The sequence below is a fragment of the Streptomyces sp. NPDC087300 genome, assembly GCF_044744425.1.
GTDB lineage: Bacteria > Actinomycetota > Actinomycetes > Streptomycetales > Streptomycetaceae > Streptomyces.
This window is the reverse complement of sequence record NZ_JBIUYI010000002.1, coordinates 127,940-144,574: the sequence shown is the minus strand read 5'-3', so window position 1 is coordinate 144,574 and position 16,635 is coordinate 127,940. Positions and strand designations below refer to the sequence as shown.

At 70.8% G+C, this 16,635-nt stretch carries 17 protein-coding genes; 7 read left to right on the top strand and 10 right to left on the bottom strand.

Annotated elements, in window-relative coordinates:
• Positions 1-59: 59 nt before the first annotated feature.
• Positions 60-1,640 carry a glycoside hydrolase family 20 protein gene (locus ACIO9J_RS06235; protein ID WP_401993391.1) on the bottom strand — a complete coding sequence of 527 codons (1,581 nt, stop codon included), beginning with the start codon at positions 1,638-1,640 and terminating at the stop codon, positions 60-62.
• A 300-nt stretch (positions 1,641-1,940) separates the two neighbouring features.
• Between ACIO9J_RS06235 and ACIO9J_RS06230 the strand changes: the two genes are divergently transcribed.
• From ACIO9J_RS06230 to ACIO9J_RS06205, 6 genes are all read left to right on the top strand, one after another.
• On the top strand, positions 1,941-2,579 hold the full coding sequence (locus ACIO9J_RS06230) for a 2-oxo-4-hydroxy-4-carboxy-5-ureidoimidazoline decarboxylase (protein ID WP_401995842.1): 639 nt from the start codon (positions 1,941-1,943) through the stop codon (positions 2,577-2,579).
• 148 nt (positions 2,580-2,727) lie between these two features.
• The gene (sdhC, locus tag ACIO9J_RS06225; protein ID WP_401993388.1) at positions 2,728-3,108 is read left to right on the top strand and encodes a succinate dehydrogenase, cytochrome b556 subunit; all 381 of its coding nucleotides are present in this window, start codon (positions 2,728-2,730) and stop codon (positions 3,106-3,108) included.
• A gap of 8 nt (positions 3,109-3,116) precedes the next feature.
• Positions 3,117-3,608, top strand: coding sequence for a succinate dehydrogenase hydrophobic membrane anchor subunit (locus ACIO9J_RS06220; protein ID WP_384544333.1), 492 nt, complete (start codon positions 3,117-3,119; stop codon positions 3,606-3,608).
• A 16-nt stretch (positions 3,609-3,624) separates the two neighbouring features.
• Positions 3,625-5,379, top strand: a complete 1,755-nt coding sequence (sdhA, locus tag ACIO9J_RS06215; protein ID WP_401993385.1) for a succinate dehydrogenase flavoprotein subunit — start codon at positions 3,625-3,627, stop codon at positions 5,377-5,379.
• The gene (locus ACIO9J_RS06210; protein WP_401993382.1) at positions 5,379-6,143 is read left to right on the top strand and encodes a succinate dehydrogenase iron-sulfur subunit; all 765 of its coding nucleotides are present in this window, start codon (positions 5,379-5,381) and stop codon (positions 6,141-6,143) included. The genes sdhA and ACIO9J_RS06210 overlap by 1 nt, the downstream gene beginning before the upstream one ends.
• A gap of 153 nt (positions 6,144-6,296) precedes the next feature.
• Positions 6,297-6,752: a VOC family protein gene (locus tag ACIO9J_RS06205; protein WP_401993379.1), complete on the top strand. Its 456-nt coding sequence runs from the start codon at positions 6,297-6,299 to the stop codon at positions 6,750-6,752.
• 103 nt (positions 6,753-6,855) lie between these two features.
• Here the strand turns inward: ACIO9J_RS06205 and ACIO9J_RS06200 are convergent, their stop codons facing one another.
• The 5 genes from ACIO9J_RS06200 to ACIO9J_RS06180 all read right to left on the bottom strand — a co-directional run bounded on the left by ACIO9J_RS06200 (position 6,856) and on the right by ACIO9J_RS06180 (position 12,298).
• Positions 6,856-9,522 (bottom strand): DUF4132 domain-containing protein, encoded by a 2,667-nt coding sequence (locus tag ACIO9J_RS06200; protein ID WP_401993376.1) that lies wholly within the window; start codon positions 9,520-9,522, stop codon positions 6,856-6,858.
• Positions 9,522-9,926 (bottom strand): hypothetical protein, encoded by a 405-nt coding sequence (locus ACIO9J_RS06195; RefSeq protein WP_401993373.1) that lies wholly within the window; start codon positions 9,924-9,926, stop codon positions 9,522-9,524. Before ACIO9J_RS06195 ends, ACIO9J_RS06200 begins: the two co-directional genes overlap by 1 nt.
• Positions 9,927-10,027: 101 nt before the next feature.
• Positions 10,028-10,426, bottom strand: coding sequence for an ATP-binding protein (locus tag ACIO9J_RS06190; RefSeq protein ID WP_401993371.1), 399 nt, complete (start codon positions 10,424-10,426; stop codon positions 10,028-10,030).
• Between the two features lie 214 nt (positions 10,427-10,640).
• Positions 10,641-12,053 carry a metallophosphoesterase gene (locus tag ACIO9J_RS06185; RefSeq protein WP_401993368.1) on the bottom strand — a complete coding sequence of 471 codons (1,413 nt, stop codon included), beginning with the start codon at positions 12,051-12,053 and terminating at the stop codon, positions 10,641-10,643.
• 2 nt (positions 12,054-12,055) lie between these two features.
• Positions 12,056-12,298, bottom strand: coding sequence for an SCO4848 family membrane protein (locus tag ACIO9J_RS06180; protein WP_062778448.1), 243 nt, complete (start codon positions 12,296-12,298; stop codon positions 12,056-12,058).
• A 109-nt stretch (positions 12,299-12,407) separates the two neighbouring features.
• On the opposite strand from ACIO9J_RS06180, the gene ACIO9J_RS06175 reads away from it, so the two are divergent.
• Positions 12,408-13,664, top strand: coding sequence for a D-alanyl-D-alanine carboxypeptidase (locus tag ACIO9J_RS06175; protein WP_401993365.1), 1,257 nt, complete (start codon positions 12,408-12,410; stop codon positions 13,662-13,664).
• Here ACIO9J_RS06175 and ACIO9J_RS06170 read toward each other — a convergent pair.
• The 4 genes from ACIO9J_RS06170 to ACIO9J_RS06155 all read right to left on the bottom strand — a co-directional run bounded on the left by ACIO9J_RS06170 (position 13,609) and on the right by ACIO9J_RS06155 (position 16,586).
• On the bottom strand, positions 13,609-14,604 hold the full coding sequence (locus tag ACIO9J_RS06170) for a YihY/virulence factor BrkB family protein (protein ID WP_401993362.1): 996 nt from the start codon (positions 14,602-14,604) through the stop codon (positions 13,609-13,611). The genes ACIO9J_RS06175 and ACIO9J_RS06170 overlap by 56 nt on opposite strands.
• Complete coding sequence (locus tag ACIO9J_RS06165) at positions 14,592-15,035, bottom strand: GtrA family protein (RefSeq protein ID WP_401995839.1); 444 nt, start codon at positions 15,033-15,035, stop codon at positions 14,592-14,594. Before ACIO9J_RS06165 ends, ACIO9J_RS06170 begins: the two co-directional genes overlap by 13 nt.
• Before the next feature lie 89 nt (positions 15,036-15,124).
• Complete coding sequence (locus tag ACIO9J_RS06160) at positions 15,125-16,075, bottom strand: decaprenyl-phosphate phosphoribosyltransferase (protein WP_401993360.1); 951 nt, start codon at positions 16,073-16,075, stop codon at positions 15,125-15,127.
• On the bottom strand, positions 16,068-16,586 hold the full coding sequence (locus tag ACIO9J_RS06155; RefSeq protein WP_401993357.1) for a phosphatase PAP2 family protein: 519 nt from the start codon (positions 16,584-16,586) through the stop codon (positions 16,068-16,070). The genes ACIO9J_RS06160 and ACIO9J_RS06155 overlap by 8 nt, the downstream gene beginning before the upstream one ends.
• Between the last annotated feature and the right edge of the window lie 49 nt (positions 16,587-16,635).

The following is a 16,635-nucleotide window of genomic DNA, read 5'->3' as shown; positions in this document are numbered from 1 at the left end:
TCGGACGCCCTGCCTCCCGGCTCTCCCCGCAGGTCAGCCCGTCTCGTCAGCCCGTCCCGTCAGCCCGTCTCATCGGCCAGCTTCACGAAGTCGGCCCAGGAGCGCCCCGGATCGCGCGGATCCCACAGCTTCTGCACCGTGGCCCGCAGCGGCATCCGGATGCCCCGCGCCACCTGCTCCTGGGTCTGCGAACCCGCCAGGTCGCACCAGACGGCGAAGGTGCCGCCGAGGATCTGGGCGTCGTACTCCTTGCCCACCGGTGCCGTGCCGCGGAGCACCCGCGGGGTCCAGTTCTCGTAGATCCGCTGCCCGGTCGGATAGCGGAAGGTGTTGGGCTGGCCGAGCACGTAGTAGAGGTACTCGTCGTTGTAGTTGACGACTTTCCGCCCCGCGCGCAGATACTCCACGGGCTCGCGCGCGCCGATCTCCTTGCCCGTCCAGTACGCCACTTCGAGGTCGTCGGCGGCCTGCTCGGTGCCGCCCTGGAAGAACCCGTCGTTCCAGGCCTTGAGCTTCTTGTCGAACGGGCGCACGGTGTCGGCCCGGTCGTTGAGCCAGCCCGTCGCCAGGTCCTGCACCCGCCCGTCGGGGCCGTACCGCTCGCGGGCGGCGGCCGCCAGCTGCGGGTAGGAGGACTCGGGGTTCTTGACCGTGAGGGCGCGGTATTCGTCGGCGCCCAGGTGCCAGTACGCGCCGGGGAACAGCTCCGCGTACTCCTCCAGCAGATCGTCGACGATCTCGGCCGCGCCCGGCTTCGAGATGTCGACCGCGCCGCGCGTGGCGATGCCCCGGGCGTCGCGGAGCTGGAGGGAGGGGTGCTGGCGGATGACCGCGCCGAGGTGGCCGGGCGAGTCGATCTCCGGCACGACGGCGATGTGCCGGCTCTCCGCCAGCTTCAGGATGCCCCTGACCTGCTTCTTCGTCAGGTGGTCGGAGGAGACGATCTCGGGGTGCGAGTCGGACTCGATGCGGAACGCCTGGTCGTCGGAGAAGTGCAGCCCCAGCTGGTTGTACTTGAGGTCGCCCAGCTCGCGGATGCGGTCCTCGATCCACCCCACGTCGAAGTGCTTGCGCGCGATGTCCAGCATGAAACCGCGCCGCTCCTTGGCGGGCCGGTCCCGCACGACGCCCTCGGGAGCCGTCTTGTCCCCGTGCACCTCCTGCTTCAGGGTCCGCGTCCCGTAGAAGACGCCCGTGTCCGTGGGGGCCTCGATCCGCACCCGGCGGTTCTTCACGGAGAGCGTGTACGACTCCGGGCCCGCGCCCTCGTCCCCGCCGGCCCCGGACGTGAGCGCCAGCTCCACGTCCCCCTGCCGGGCATCGCCCTCACCCGCGTACGTCAGTTTCAGCTCACCGGCGAGCAGCCTGCCCTCGTCGGCCAGGTCCTCGTCGCGTACGACGACCCTGCCCGAGTCCGCCGGGCGCCAGCCGGGACCGCGCGCCGCCTCGTGCTCGCGCACCGCGGGGATGGTGGCCGGGGCCTTGGAGAGGGCGTAGCTCCTGGCGGGACTGGGAGAAGGGGACGAGGCGGACTTCCCGTCCGAGGGCGGCGGATCCGCGGGGTCCGCCCCGTCCCCGCCGGGCCAGACACCGAGGGCCAACACAACGGCCCCGGCAACAACGGCACCCCCCGCAGCCACAACGGCCCCGCGCTTCACAGCACACCTCGCGCACCACGGAGAAAGAGCGGGCGGGTGGGGGAATTCCGCCGCGAAGCAGCGGCACAAAACACCCCGTACGACACCAAGCCACATGTCAGACCCATAGATCCACGCTACGACGCGCCCCCGTGAGCCACCCGTCCACACCACGAAGCCAAACTCTCCCGTACGGGTGAAATTCGCTCAGCCATCGGACACCCGTCATCACGTCTCGCTAGCGTTACGACCACCCCCACACCGCACCGCCCCCTTCTGCCGTCCCCTGCCCAGGAGCGCACGCTGCCCCCGCACCGTTCCCCTAGTCCCACCGGCCGCGCCGCCCCGCACCACCTGAATTCCGCGACGCCGGAGGCGGCCGAGGCCGCCCTGCTCACCTGCTGCGGCAGCGGCCACTGGGCTCGCCAGGTCGCCTTCCACCGGCCCTACCCCGACCTGGAAGCGCTCCTCGCCGCGAGCGACGAGGCGTCGTACGACCTGGCGCCCTCGGACCTCGCCGAGGCCCTGGCCAGCGAGCCCCTCGACCCCACGGTCCCCCACCAGGGATCCCACCCGGCCGCCTCCCAGGTCAGCGGGTCGCTGGGCACCTACACGGCCGTGCACACCGCGCTGAGCGCCGCCCACGCCGCGTACGAGAGCCGCTTCGGGCACTCCTTCGTGATCTGCCTCGACGAGGCCGCGCCGGACGAGGCCCTCGACCTGCTGCTCTCCGGCATCCGGTCACGCCTCGGCAACGATCCGGAGGAGGAACGCGCCATCGCGGCCGACGAGCTGCGCCGCCTCGCCCGCGGCCGGCTGGCCCGCCTCACGATGGCCCCGGCCAGCCACGACACGGATCCCGCGCATGATCGCGGCCCCGGACACGCCGCCCGCGAAACCCGTCCGCAATCGCGTCCCGATAGCCCGTACGTGCCTGTTTGATTGCCTGTTTGATCACACCGGCGGACCCGGGGCAGGTCCACCGACAACTCGTCGATACGATGACGAGCGGCCGGTGGACCGTACCCGGCCGGGCTCGTCCGACAGAGAAGCCGGCCGGCCCCAATCCCCGCTCCCGGAGGGTTCTTCCGTGCCGGCTGGAACGCTGTACCGCGGCCGGGAAGGCATGTGGTCATGGGTGGCTCACCGAGTCACCGGTGTCCTCATTTTCTTCTTCCTGTTCGTGCATGTCCTCGACACCGCTCTCGTCCGCGTCTCTCCGGAGGCGTACGACGATGTCGTGGCTACCTACAAGACGCCGATCGTCGCGCTCCTCGAGTACGGCCTGGTCGCCGCCATCCTCTTCCACGCGCTCAACGGCCTTCGCGTCATCGCCGTGGACTTCTGGTCGAAGGGTCCCCGCTACCAGAAGCAGATGCTCTGGTCCGTCGTCGGTGTCTGGCTCGTCCTGATGGTCGGGGCGCTCTACCCCGTCCTTGGCCACGCCGTCCGTGAACTCTTCGGGAGCTGAGGCCAGACATGTCCGACACCACGCTTGAGAAGTCCGGTACGTCCGGCGTCGGCCCCGTCGAGGGCGTGTCGCTCTACGACGCCGACAACCCGGCCCCGGTCATCGAGGCCCCGCGCAAGCGGACCTCCAAGACCCCGCGCTCGACCCGCGGCAACTTCGAGATGGCCGCATGGCTCTTCATGCGTCTCTCCGGCGTCGTCCTGGTCGTCCTCGTCCTCGGCCACCTGCTGATCCAGCTGGTGCTCGACGGCGGTGTCTCGAAGATCGGCTTCGCGTTCGTCGCGGGTCGCTGGGCCTCGCCGTTCTGGCAGGTCTGGGACCTGCTGATGCTGTGGCTCGCGATGCTGCACGGCGCCAACGGCCTGCGCACGGTCATCAACGACTACGCCGAGCGCCCGAACACGCGTCTGTGGCTCAAGGGCCTGCTGTACACCGCCACGGTGTTCACCATCCTTCTGGGCACGCTGGTGATCTTCACCTTCGACCCGAACATCCGCTAAAGCCGAGGCGACCCACGTGAAGATTCACAAGTACGACACCGTCATCGTCGGCGCGGGCGGCGCCGGCATGCGCGCGGCCATCGAGTCGACGAAGCGCAGCCGCACCGCCGTGCTCACGAAGCTGTACCCCACCCGCTCCCACACGGGCGCCGCGCAGGGCGGCATGGCCGCCGCGCTCGCCAACGTGGAGGAGGACAACTGGGAGTGGCACACCTTCGACACGATCAAGGGCGGTGACTACCTGGTCGACCAGGACGCCGCCGAGATCCTGGCGAAGGAGGCCATCGACGCCGTCCTCGACCTGGAGAAGATGGGCCTGCCGTTCAACCGCACGCCGGACGGCACCATCGACCAGCGCCGCTTCGGCGGGCACTCCCGCAACCACGGCGAGGCGCCGGTCCGCCGGTCCTGCTACGCCGCGGACCGCACGGGCCACATGATCCTCCAGACCCTCTACCAGAACTGCGTCAAGGAGGGTGTGGAGTTCTTCAACGAGTTCTACGTCCTCGACCAGATCATCGTGGAGGAGGACGGGGTCAAGAAGAGCGCGGGCGTCGTCGCCTACGAGCTGGCCACCGGCGAGATCCACATCTTCCAGGCGAAGGCCGTGGTCTACGCGTCCGGCGGCACCGGCAAGTTCTTCAAGGTGACCTCGAACGCGCACACCCTCACCGGTGACGGCCAGGCGGCCTGTTACCGGCGCGGTCTGCCGCTGGAGGACATGGAGTTCTTCCAGTTCCACCCGACCGGCATCTGGCGCATGGGCATCCTTCTCACGGAGGGCGCCCGCGGTGAGGGCGGCATCCTCCGCAACAAGGACGGCGAGCGCTTCATGGAGAAGTACGCGCCGGTCATGAAGGACCTCGCGTCCCGTGACGTCGTGTCCCGCTCCATCTACACGGAGATCCGTGAGGGCCGCGGCTGCGGTCCCGAGGGCGACCACGTCTACCTCGACCTCACGCACCTCCCGCCGGAGCAGCTGGACGCCAAGCTCCCCGACATCACGGAGTTCGCGCGGACCTACCTCGGCATCGAGCCCTACACGGACCCGATCCCGATCCAGCCGACCGCGCACTACGCCATGGGCGGCATCCCGACGAACGTCGAGGGCGAGGTCCTCGCGGACAACTCGACCGTCGTTCCCGGTCTGTACGCCGCCGGTGAGGTCGCCTGCGTCTCGGTGCACGGCGCCAACCGCCTGGGCACGAACTCGCTCCTGGACATCAACGTCTTCGGCCGTCGCGCGGGCATCGCCGCCGCCGAGTACTCCGCCAAGAACGACTTCGTCGAGCTTCCGGAGAACCCCGAGGACCTGGTCGTCGGACTCGTCGAGCAGCTGCGCGACGCCACGGGCACCGAGCGGGTCGCCGAGCTCCGCAAGGAGCTGCAGGAGACCATGGACGCCAACGTCATGGTGTTCCGCACGGAGCAGACGATCAAGACCGCGGTGGAGAAGATCGCGGAACTCCGCGCCCGCTACAAGAACGTCTCCATCCAGGACAAGGGCAAGCGGTTCAACACCGACCTCCTGGAGGCCATCGAGCTGGGCAACCTGCTCGACCTGGCCGAGGTCATGGCGCAGTCGGCCCTGGCCCGCAAGGAGTCCCGCGGCGGTCACTACCGCGAGGACTACCCGAACCGCGACGACGTCAACTTCATGCGCCACACCATGGCGTACCGCGAGGTCGCCGACGACGGCACGGACTCGATCCGGCTCGACTACAAGCCGGTCGTCCAGACCCGCTACCAGCCGATGGAGCGTAAGTACTGATGGCTACCCCGACCATGGACAAGCTCGAGGCCCTCGAAGCGGACAACGGCACGCACCTGATCACGGTGACGTTCCGCATCCGCCGCTTCAACCCTGAGGTCTCGGCGGACGCCACCTGGGAAGACTTCCAGCTGGAGATCGACCCCAAGGAGCGCGTCCTCGACGGTCTCCACAAGATCAAGTGGGACCTGGACGGCACGCTGACGTTCCGCCGCTCCTGCGCGCACGGCATCTGCGGCTCGGACGCCATGCGCATCAACGGCAAGAACCGCCTTGCCTGCAAGACCCTGATCAAGGACGTCAACCCGGCCAAGCCGATCACGGTCGAGCCCATCAAGGGTCTGACGGTCCTGAAGGACCTGGTCGTCGACATGGACCCGTTCTTCCAGGCCTACCGCGACGTCATGCCGTTCCTGGTCACCAAGGGCAACGAGCCGACGCGCGAGCGTCTGCAGTCCGCCGAGGACCGCGAGCGCTTCGACGACACGACCAAGTGCATCCTGTGCGCCGCGTGCACGTCCTCGTGCCCGGTGTTCTGGAACGACGGCCAGTACTTCGGCCCGGCCGCGATCGTCAACGCGCACCGCTTCATCTTCGACTCGCGTGACGAGGCGGGCGAGCAGCGCCTGGAGATCCTCAACGACAAGGACGGCGTGTGGCGTTGCCGCACGACGTTCAACTGCACGGACGCCTGCCCGCGTGGCATCGAGGTCACCAAGGCGATCCAGGAAGTGAAGCGCGCGCTGATCACGCGTCGCTTCTGACCACGCGTCGCTTCCGCATCGCGGGTCGCTTCTGATCGCGGGTCTCCTCCCGCAGGACACCGAGAACCCCCGGACGGCCGAAGAACTGGCCGTCCGGGGGTTCTCGCATGCGCGCCTGCGCCCGCCCCGGGCCCTTCGCCCTACGCTGACGGAATGTCAGACAACCAGTCGGTCGGCCTGTCCGTTGAGCAGCCCGTCGAGCAGTCCGCCGAGCAGGCGACCGCGGTCCTCGGCTTCGACAACGTCCTCTTCCCCGTCGGCGAGCTCGGCGAGGCCGTCGGGTTCTACGAACGCGCCGGGTTTCCCGTGGCGTTCCGGCTCGACGAGATCGGGCTCGCGATCCTGAAGGTCGGCAAGGAGACGCCCGGCGTGCTGCTGCGCGTCGAGGACGGCATCGGGCAGCGGCCCCCGCCGTGGCCCACGCCGCGGGTGTGGCTGGAGGTCCCGGACGCCCGCGAGAAGGGCCGGGCCCTCACGGCCGCGGGCATCGAGCCGATCACCGGGCCCTTCTCCGTCGCCACGGGGTGGACCGTGGAGATCGCCGACCCGTGGGGGAACGTCGTGGGCTTCACGGACTACCGCAAGCGGCCGGAGCTGGCTCGGGCGTAGCGGGAGCCCGAGCGTGACCGGCGACGCACCTGGCCGGCGCCGGGGCTGGCGGGCGCCGGAGCTGGCCGGTGACGGAACTGGCCGGCGACGGAGCTGGCCAGCCTCAGAGCTGGCTGAGGATCGTGGGGTCGGTGATCTCCTTGTCCTTGGCCAGCAGCATCGCCTTGCTGAGGATGACCGTCAGCGTCCTGTCGCCCTCGAAGGGCAGGTGCCCCGGCGTCCCCGAACCGTCCGCGGCACTCGCCCGCGTACTCGAAGGGACGATGCAGACGTAGTGATCCGATGGGGTCCGCAGGATGTTCCCCGAGCCCAGATGGATCTTGTACGTGTGCAGGTCGCCGCGCACCCGCAGGAAGCGTCCCTCGATCGCGCACCGGTCCGCGATCGCGAGGCGGGGCACGAGCCGGGCGAGCAGGTCCCGCCGCGTCGCGGCACTCGGGCCGAGCTCGCCGAAGCCGTACGCCGTCCAGTACTCCCTGAAGCGCCCCTCGGGGCCGCCGTCTTGCCAGGTGGGGTCGTTGCCCACGCTGGCGACGCCCACGAACAGGTCCACGTCGCGCAGGACCTCGCTCAGGACGAGCGGGGGTATCTCCGTCAGCGGCAGCGCGTCGACCGGGGCACTGCCGTCGACGAGCCGCATCCGGTAGTCGCCGCCGCCCGCGTGCGCCGTGTTGTGCGGGGCGTCGATCGGGTAGAAGCGGACCTGGTCGGTGCGGACCCGCAGATAGCTGCCCGCGTCGGTCAGCTCCTCGGCCCAGCGCTCGCCGCCGACGCCCTCCACCCAGTACTCGGCGCGCAGCCCCCACCGGGGCAGCTCGCGGACGGCGGGCGGGTACTCGTCGTCGACGCTCAGCCGCAGCACGTTGCGCCAGCCACGCACCGCGGCCAGCGAGTTGAACTGGTGCTGGCGCAGGATGTGCGCGGCGAACCGGTTCGAGTACGTCCCCGTGGCCCGCTCGGCGTCGGTGAGCACGTACACCTCGCGGTGGGCCTGCTTGAACGGCTGGGTGACGCCGTGCCGCTCCAGCCAGTCGCGCCAGGCGGTGATCTCGGCGGTGTCGCGGCCGACCGGGTGCCAGAGCCCGACCGTCGCGCCGTCCGTCACCGGCGCGCCCGTGAGCGTGCGCAGCTCGCCGTCCGCGAACCCGCAGGGCGTGCCGTCGACGGTCCACAGGAGGCGGCGGGCGAGCGTGCCGAGCAACGGGTGGTCGAGGCAGCGCTCGCGCCACGCGGCGTACGGCCACTCCCTGCGGGCGAGGAACTGCCGGTCGAGCCGCTCGGCCTGCGCCGAGAGCATCTTGTCGATGTCCTTGACCGCGGCCTTGAGCTCCTTGAGCTCGTCGGGATGGTCGCGCTTGACCTCGGCGGGCGGCGCCTTGACCTGCTTGCCCGCGGCGTTGCGCCACCGGAGCGCGGCCTTGGGCCCATGGACCGTCAGCTCGGCCTCGCAGTCGCCGAGTCGGCGCACCGCGCGGCCGACGTCCGTGAGGCCGTACGCGGGAACGGCCAGCTCCTCGACCTCCTCGCGGCTCAGACCGAGCGCATCGGCCCGCGCCTCAAGACCGGCGTTGATCATCTTGAGCGTGGTCTTGAAGGTGACCCGCGAGGCCAGGCGCGCCAGTTCCGCGAGGGCCGCGTCGCCCTCGGTCCTGACGAGCGCGGTGACGCCCGCGTTGGCCACCTTGGGGCTGCGCGGTCCGAGTCCCGGGATCTTGCGCAGGGAGACCTCGACCAGGGCGCCGAGCGCGCGGGCGGTGTCCGGGTGCGGCGGCAGGAGCGCGAGGAGCCAGGTGAGTCCGCGCAGGGCATCGGCGTTGTAGGGGTCGTACTCGTCGTTGGGCGCGACGGCGTACGCGGAGCCTTCGAAGGGCTGGGTGCGGGGGCGGCCCACCAGGGCGAGCCATCCGGTCAGGGTGTCGCGGATGGGGGCGGTGGGGGTGGCCGTGACCGTAGTCGTGGCGGTTTCGACGGCGGTGGCGGGGGTGGATTCGACGTCGGTGGTGGGGGTGGATTCGACGTCGGTGGTAGCGGCGGCGATGGCGGTGGCGAGGCGGTCGAGCAGCGCGCGGGCCTTCTTCTCCCAGGCGGCGCTGGGCTTGGCGGAGGTGGCACCGACGGCGTGCCGGACCAGCTCCTGCCAGATCCCGCCCGGTCCGTCCGATCCCTCCGGTCCGTCGGCGAGGTCCGCGCGGTCGGTGAGGTTCGCGCGGTCGGTGAGGTCGGTGAGGTCCGCGAGCGCTCGGTCGGACCAGGCCTCCCCGGGGTTGAGCACCGGCTCGGTCAGCTTCTTGACGAAGCCAGCCATGCCTTCCTGCGCGTAGTGGTCGACCAGCGCGGTCCTGCGCAGCGCGGCGACCGTCGCGGGCGGCACCGCGTGGCCCGCCGCGAGCTCGGCGTCGACCAGGGTCATCGCCTCGCGGCCCGCCCATACGCAGTACGCCGTGCCGAGCACCTCAAGCCGTCTGACGCGCGCCACGGAGAGCAGGTCGCCCGGCAGCCCTTCGGCGACGACGCCGATGAGCGTGAGGTGGTTGACGACCGTCTGGTGCCCGGACTCCGGGTTGCCCAGCTTCAACAGGGCCTCGGCGAGCACCGTCCGCTCGGATGCGGGCAGGCCGCGGACGGTGGCCAGGACCAGCTCGCCGTCGCCGTCCCACCGGTTTCCGTTGGCGATCGCCGTCTTGAGGAGTTCCTCCGCGAGCCCAGCCATGTCACCGGCGGCCGCCAGGCACGCGACGTCCTCGACCCGCTGCGGGTAGCGCCCGGCCATCAGCCACCCACCAGCGGCACGAGTTCGAGGAAGGTGATCTCGGTGCCGGGCGGCAGCTCGACCTCCGCGTCCAGGTCCTCGACCTGCCGCTCGCCGACGAGCACCAGGAAGCCGTTGCGCCCGAACGCCTCGACCGCCCGCTGGAACTGCCGCTCGGGATCTATGGGTTCGTGCACCGCTCCGGCGCGCCCGGCGGCGAGTTCCACGGGCCGCAGGAGCCATCCGCGGAACTCGTCACCGCCACGGGCGCCGGCACCGGCACCGGCGTTGTACTCCTCGGCCTCCCGGACCACCCGGCGCCTGATCACCTCGCGCAGCGCGAGCCGCTCCTCCGCGAACTCCAGCTCGCGGACGCCCCGGCGCTCCCCCACAGTCGTCTCGTCGACGAACGTCACCATTCCCATGCCTCGACGGTAGAGCCCGCCACTGACAACGCCCCCGGCACACCCGTCAGTTCACCGCGTCCGCCCGTCGGCCCGGTCGGTGGCGGGCGCTCCACGGGCCCTCAGCCCCGCACCAGCGCCCAGACCGTCTTGCCGTGGCTGCCGCGCCGCCACACGCCCCACGCGTCCGCGAGCGTGTCGAGCAGGCGCAGGCCGCGGCCGCCCTCGTCCTCCCAGGCGTCCGTGACCCGCGGCTCGGGCTCCGCCGGGCCCTCGTCGGACACCTCGATGAAGCACGAACCGTCGGCGAGCACCGTCACCGCGACCTCGAAGTCCCGCTCGACGACGGGACCGTGCAGGATCGCGTTCGTCGCGAGCTCCGACACGAGGAGCACGGTGTCGTCGAGCGTCGCCCGCCCCGACGCGTGCCCCCAGGCCGACAAATGATCACGCACCCGGGTCCGGGCCAGCGGCACGGACGCCGGGTGCGGTGGCAGCCGGAAGACATCGCGTCTCAACAATCCCCGATCCCCCTCCGGCTCGGCATGCGCCAAGAACCGCACACACATCCGACACTCATGCTGCGCAGAGAGACGGCGCGATGTCACTGCGTCACCCCCGGACCCACCGGTATCCGGCCAGATCCGGCCAGGTTCGAATCAACCACCCCTACAGGGACGGAACTTCGTGGATCCGGCCTGGTGGGAGCGGGGGCGGCCCGCTCCCAGAAGGGGTTCAGGCCCGGCGTGCCGCCAGTTCGACGACCGTGATGTCCGACGGCGCCCCGACCCGCACCGGCGGCCCCCACGCCCCCGCGCCCCGGCTCACGTACAGCTGGGTGTCGCCGTACCGCTCCAGGCCCGCGAGCGTCGGATTGGCCAGGTCCGCGACGAGATTGCCGGGCCACAGCTGGCCGCCGTGGGTGTGCCCCGAGAGCTGCAGGTCGACACCGTGTTCGACGGCGTCGTGGATGACCACGGGCTGGTGGGCGAGGAGCACGGACGCCCGCGAACGGTCCCGGTCGCCGAGCGCCTTGGCGAAGTCGGGCCCCTCCCCCTCGCTCTCGCCCGCCACGTCGTCGACCCCCGCCAGGTCGAATCCCGGCAGTTCGGTACGGGCGTTCCGCAGCGGCCGCAGCCCCAGCTCACGCACGTGCTCGACCCACTGGTCGGCCCCGGAGAAGTACTCGTGGTTGCCGGTGACGAAGAACGCGCCGTGCCGTGCCCGCAGCCCGGCGAGCGGCGCGGCGGCCGGCCTGAGGTCCTCGACGCTGCCGTCCACCAGGTCGCCCACGACGGCGATCAGATCAGGCTGCGTGGCGTTGATCGTGTCGACCACCCGCCGCGTGAAGTTCCTGCCGAGGATCGGCCCGAGGTGGATGTCGCTGACCACGGCGATCCGGAATCCGTGCGCCGCGCGCGGCAGTTTGGCCAGCGGCACGGTGACCCGCTTCACCTTGGGGCCGCGCAGCACGCCGTACGCCCCGTAGCCGACGGTCCCCGCCGCGACGGCCGCGGCGGTCCCGCCGACGACACGGGAGACGAACAGCCGCCGCGAGGGCGCGGGACGCGCGCCGGGCTTCTCGGCGGGCGCGCCTTCGGAGAGCGGCTTACCGGAGGGGGCTTCTACGGAGGGCGCTTCTACGGAGACGGGCCCTTCGGAAGGGGCATCTCCAGGAGGGGCGTCCGCGGGAGGAGCTACTCCGGAAGGCGCGTCTCCAGACGGGACTTCTCCGGAAGCGACCTCTACGGAGCGGGCTGTTCCGGAGGGCACCTGTTCCGAGGGCACCCTCTCGGCGACGGTGGACGCGTCCACGCCGGGCTCGCCGCCTCGCTCCAGCCACCGCCGCAGCAGCGGCCGTACCGCCTCGCCCACCACCAGTGCGAGCACCAGGTACAGGAAGAGCGCCATCCAGAGGAAGCCCGGCCAGGCCAGGACCCGCTGGAGCCAGAAGGGCGCACCGGCGCGCTCGGTCACGAGCGCCGCGAACATCACGACGGGGGCGGCCACGACGACGACCGTCCCGACGCGCCGCGCGACGGACGCGGGGGTGGTGGTGTCACGCACGAGGCGACGCCACACGTACCAGTGAAGTCCGCCGAAGGCGGCGAGGACGGCGAGGCCCGCGAGGACCAGGAGGGCGACCACGACTATGACGTTCTGCGCAAGGCACGCACTCCACGGAACCCGATGACCCCAACCACCGTCCCCAAGACAAAGGAGACAACAGCGAGCGTCAGGTGCACCCAGAAGTACCCGGTCGGGTTGTCTGCGTCATCGAAGGCCAGCCCACTGCCGTCCTTCCACAGGTTCTTGACGAAAGTGATCCAGATGAACCAGCTCCACACCCCGAAGGCGAGCAGGAACCAGGAGACCGGGCGGCTGAGCTTCATACGTTCAGTATCGCGAGGCCTCTCTCCGCACCGCCGCCGGGGTGGGGAGGACGGGACACAGCGCACCTCGGCGACATCCTCCACAGCGGCGCCATGTACGTTCTCGTCCGTGCCTGCCTTGAAAAAGACCACCTTCTTGGTCGCTTCCGCCGCATTGTTGTCCATGTCGGCCGCGGCGCCCGCACTCGCGGACGGTAAGCCCGGAGGGGACGCGGACCAGCCGAAGCCGCCCGGCAAGATGTCCACCGTCGGCGGTGCCCAGCTCGGCAAGCCGGGTACGCAGGTGCGGCTCAAGTCCGGCGCCCCGGTGCTGCCCAAGGACCTGACGGGCCGCTCCTGGATGGTCTCGGACGCGGAGTCCGGCGAGGTGCTCGCCTCGCACAACGCGCACTGGCGACTCCCCCCGGCGAGCACCCTCAAGATGCTCTTCGCAGATACGGTTCTGCCGAAGTTCCCCAAGACGCAGAAGCACAAGGTCGCGCTCTCCGACATGGCCGGCATCGGCGCGGGCAGCAGCATGGTGGGCATCAAGGAGAACGAGACGTACTCCGTCCACGACCTGTGGCTCGGCGTCTTCCTGAAGTCCGGCAACGACGCGGTGCACGTCCTGTCCGCGATGAACGACGGCGTCCCGGAGACCGTCAAGGACATGCAGAAGCACGCCGAGGACCTCCAGGCGCTCGACACGCACGTGGTCTCCCCTGACGGCTACGACGCCAAGGGCCAGGTCTCCTCCGCGTACGACCTGACGTTGTTCGCCCGCTCCGGGCTGCAGAAGAAGGACTTCCGCGAGTACTGCGCGACCGCCACCGCCAAGTTCCCCGGCGCGACCAAGAAGATCACCAAGGGCAAGGACAAGGGCAAGACGAAGCGCGGCACCTTCGAGATCCAGAACACCAACCGTCTGCTCACCGGAGCCCCCGGCATCAGCCCCTACAAGGGCATCGCCGGCGTCAAGAACGGCTACACCACGAACGCGGGAAACACGTTCACCGGTGTTGCCGAACGCGACGGCAAGGTTCTCCTCGTCACCGTCATGAACCCCTCCTCCACGGAGACCCACGCGGTCTACAAGGAGACGACGCGGCTCTTCGACTGGGGCTTCAAGGCCGCGGGCAAGGTCGACCCGGTGGGTGAACTCGTCGCTCCGAAGGGCGCCGCCACCGGCGGCTCCGGCAAGGGCGCTCCCGGCAGCGGCGACGCGGCCGAGAAGGTGGCGCACGCCTCCGACAACGGGTCGGGCGGCATGGGCATCGCGCTCGGCGTCACGGGCGGCGTGCTCGCGGTGCTCGCCGCCGGTGTCTTCGTGATCAGGCGTCGGCTGCCGCTGCCGGGCCAGGCCGGCCGCCGCGCTTCGCGCGACTGACATCCACTGCTCCGTCTGAAGAGGCCGTCTCTACGGAGGCGGCCTCTTCGGTTCCCTCGGCTCCCTCGGCCGTCTCTTCGGCCTCCTTGCGGGACGCCCTGTGCGTCGCCGTCCAGGCCGCGCAGAACAGCAGCAGCTTCGCGGTGAAGTTGATCCACAGGAGCAGTGCGACGGGCACTCCGAAGGCGCCGTACATGCTCTTCGCCGCGACGCCCTTCATATAGCCGCCGAGCAGCAGCTTGAGCAGCTCGAATCCGGCCGCGCCGATCAGCCCGGCGACGAGCAGGTCACGCCGGTGCGGCTGTACGCCGGGCAGCAGGGTCAGGACGTAGAGCAGCAGCAGGAAGTCCGCGAGTACGGCGATCGCGAAGGCGATGACCTGGAGCAGTACGGCGCCCCAGCCCTGTTCGTCGATGCCGAGACGGTCGGCGGTCCAGCCGACGGCGGTCGACGCGAGGGCGGACGCCACGACGGACGCGAGGCCCGCGCCGCCGAGCCCGATGAGCACCCCGCCGTCCTTGACCTTGCGCAGGATCGGGTTCTCCTCGGTGTCCTCCAGCTCCCACACGGCCCGCAGGCACTCCCTTATCGAGCCGACCCAGCCGATGCCGGTGACGAGCAGCAGGGCGCCCGCGACGAGCCCGACGGTGCCCGCGTTGGCGACGAGCGCGTTCAGGTCCAGCTGGTCGGAGATGCCGGGGACCTGCTCGGAGATCTTGTCCTCGAGGCGGTTCTGCTGGCTCTTGGAGAGCGTCGCGGCGGCGATCGCGGCGGCGACGGTCAGCAGCGGGAAGAGCGCGAGGAAACTGATGAACGTCATGGCCGCCGCGAGGCGGGCCCAGTGCACGCGGTCGAGCCGCTCATAGGCGTGCCACGCGTGCGTGCGCATGGCGCGCTCGACGAACGGCCCGATCACGGGCAGTTTTTTCAGCCAGTCCATGAAGCCTCCCTGTTCGCAGTCCTGCCCGATGTCCGGAAGACCAACGTCCGAGTACCCCAGAACCGCAGAACAGTGGCGAATGCCATACCGATCCCCGCTCCGGAGACGGTGTCCGCGCGCCGCGACGTGAAGCCGAGGCCGTAGTGGGACACGGCGATGCACAGGAGTTGCACCAGGGCTCCCGCGATGTTGACGGCGAAGAAGACCGCGTACTGGCGCAGCCGCGAGACGCCGGCCGCCTGCTGCCGGTAGGTGCCGAGCGCATTGCCCGCGTACGCCACCGAGCAGCCCGCCACGAAGGACAGGGCCTTGGCGGTCAGCGGGTCCATGCCGACGGGTCCGCGCAGCCAGATGAAGAGGCCGAGATCGGCGGCGTACGCGCAGATCCCCGCGGCGGCGAAGCCGAGCAGTTCGGGCCCGAGGGCCCGCAGCCGTTCGCGTACGGGCCTGGGGCCTGCCCCGGGCCGCTCCTCCCGGGCCTCCGGACCGGCCGGGAGGCACTCCTCTCGGGTTCTCAACCTCACCAGTCCGCGACGGCGAGGCCGTACATGGCGAGCCACACCAGACCGATCACGGCGAGCGCCCGGTCGCGCAGCACGACGTCCTCGGGCTCGCCCGCCGTACCCCGGTCGGCGAAGACGGCGTAGCGCAGGATCGCGAGGATGAACGCCGCCATGGACAGCTGGCGCCAGGGCAGCAGGCCGTTGGAGGTGCCGCCGCTCTCCATGGCCCACAGGCAGTACGCGAGGACGGCGACCCCGGCGGCCAGCTGCCACACGAAGCGCAGATAGCCGGTGGTGTACTCGGTGAGCAACGCGCGCGTGGCGCCCAGTTTCTCGGAGCTCCCCGCCATCTGTACGGCTTCGGAGTAGCGCTTGGCGGAGACCATGAAGAGCGCACCGAAGCCGGTGGTGATCAGGAACCAGCGCGACAGCGGGATGCCGAGCGCGAGTCCGCCGATCATGGCGCGCATCAGGAAGCCGGTCGTCACGATCGTCAGGTCGACGACCAGGACGTGCTTGAGGCTGACGCAGTAGGCCAGTTGCATGCCGACGTACGCGGCGAGCAGCGCGGCCGTCAGCGGGGTGCACAGGATCGCCGCGGTCACCGGCGCGAGGACCGCGAGCACGCCCCCGACGGCGTACGCGACGGACACCGGCACCTGGCCTGCCGCGACCGGTCTGCGGCACTTGGTGGGGTGGGCGCGGTCGGCCTCGGCGTCGCGCGCGTCGTTGATCAGGTAGACGGCGGACGCGGCCGCCGTGAACAGGACGAAGACGATCGCGAGTTGGCTGAGCGCATGGCGCGAGAAGAGCTCGCCGGCGGCCGCGGGAGCCGCGACGACCAGCACGTTCTTCACCCACTGGCGGGGCCGCGCGGTCTTCAGGAGGCCGAGCGGCAGGCTGACGGGCCCCGGTTTGGAGGGCAGGGGCGGACGGGCGCGTTCCAGAGTGGCGGAACGTTCAGGCATGGGTACGGCCTCCGTTCATCCAGGCGGCTCCGGCCCGCGCGGTCAGTGCCCCGAGCGCCGCGCCCGCGGCCACGTCCGTCGGGTAGTGCACGCCGACGACCATCCGGGAGACGCACATGGCGGCGGCGAGCGGCGGCACGAGATGGGCGCCGACGGGCCCCAGGGCGCCGTACGCGACCGCGGCGGCCGCCGCCGACGTGGCGTGCGAGCTGGGGAAGGAGTGCCGCCCCGAGGTGCGTACGAGGGGCACGACACCGCGGCTGCCGGGGCGCGGGCGGCGCACGACCTGCTTGACGCCCATGCTGACCAGGTGGGCGGCGACGGTCAGCGCCGTGCCGCGCAGCCAGACGCCGCGTCGCTCGCGGTCGACGTAGGCGCCGGTGAGTCCGGCGGCGATCCAGAGCGCGCCATGCTCACCGCTCCAGGACAGGGCGCGCGCGGCGGCCGCCACGCGCGGATTCGCGCCGCAGTCGCGCAGGGCCGCCAGCAACCGGTGGTCCATGTCGTGCATGTGGCCTCTTTTTCGAAGACATGTCGAGAGCTGGGCGTCTCGACTCTTC

Coding starts and splice junctions, on each gene's coding strand:
- ACIO9J_RS06200 (WP_401993376.1), bottom strand. CDS start 9,522: ATGGCCGGGCGCTACCCGCAGCGGGTCGAGGACGTCGCGTGCCTGGCG.
- ACIO9J_RS06180 (WP_062778448.1), bottom strand. CDS start 12,298: ATGAAGCTCAGCCGCCCGGTCTCCTGGTTCCTGCTCGCCTTCGGGGTG.
- ACIO9J_RS06155 (WP_401993357.1), bottom strand. CDS start 16,586: ATGCACGACATGGACCACCGGTTGCTGGCGGCCCTGCGCGACTGCGGC.
- ACIO9J_RS06160 (WP_401993360.1), bottom strand. CDS start 16,075: ATGCCTGAACGTTCCGCCACTCTGGAACGCGCCCGTCCGCCCCTGCCC.
- ACIO9J_RS06195 (WP_401993373.1), bottom strand. CDS start 9,926: ATGGGAATGGTGACGTTCGTCGACGAGACGACTGTGGGGGAGCGCCGG.
- ACIO9J_RS06170 (WP_401993362.1), bottom strand. CDS start 14,604: ATGGACTGGCTGAAAAAACTGCCCGTGATCGGGCCGTTCGTCGAGCGC.
- ACIO9J_RS06205 (WP_401993379.1), top strand. CDS start 6,297: ATGTCAGACAACCAGTCGGTCGGCCTGTCCGTTGAGCAGCCCGTCGAG.
- ACIO9J_RS06210 (WP_401993382.1), top strand. CDS start 5,379: ATGGCTACCCCGACCATGGACAAGCTCGAGGCCCTCGAAGCGGACAAC.
- ACIO9J_RS06220 (WP_384544333.1), top strand. CDS start 3,117: ATGTCCGACACCACGCTTGAGAAGTCCGGTACGTCCGGCGTCGGCCCC.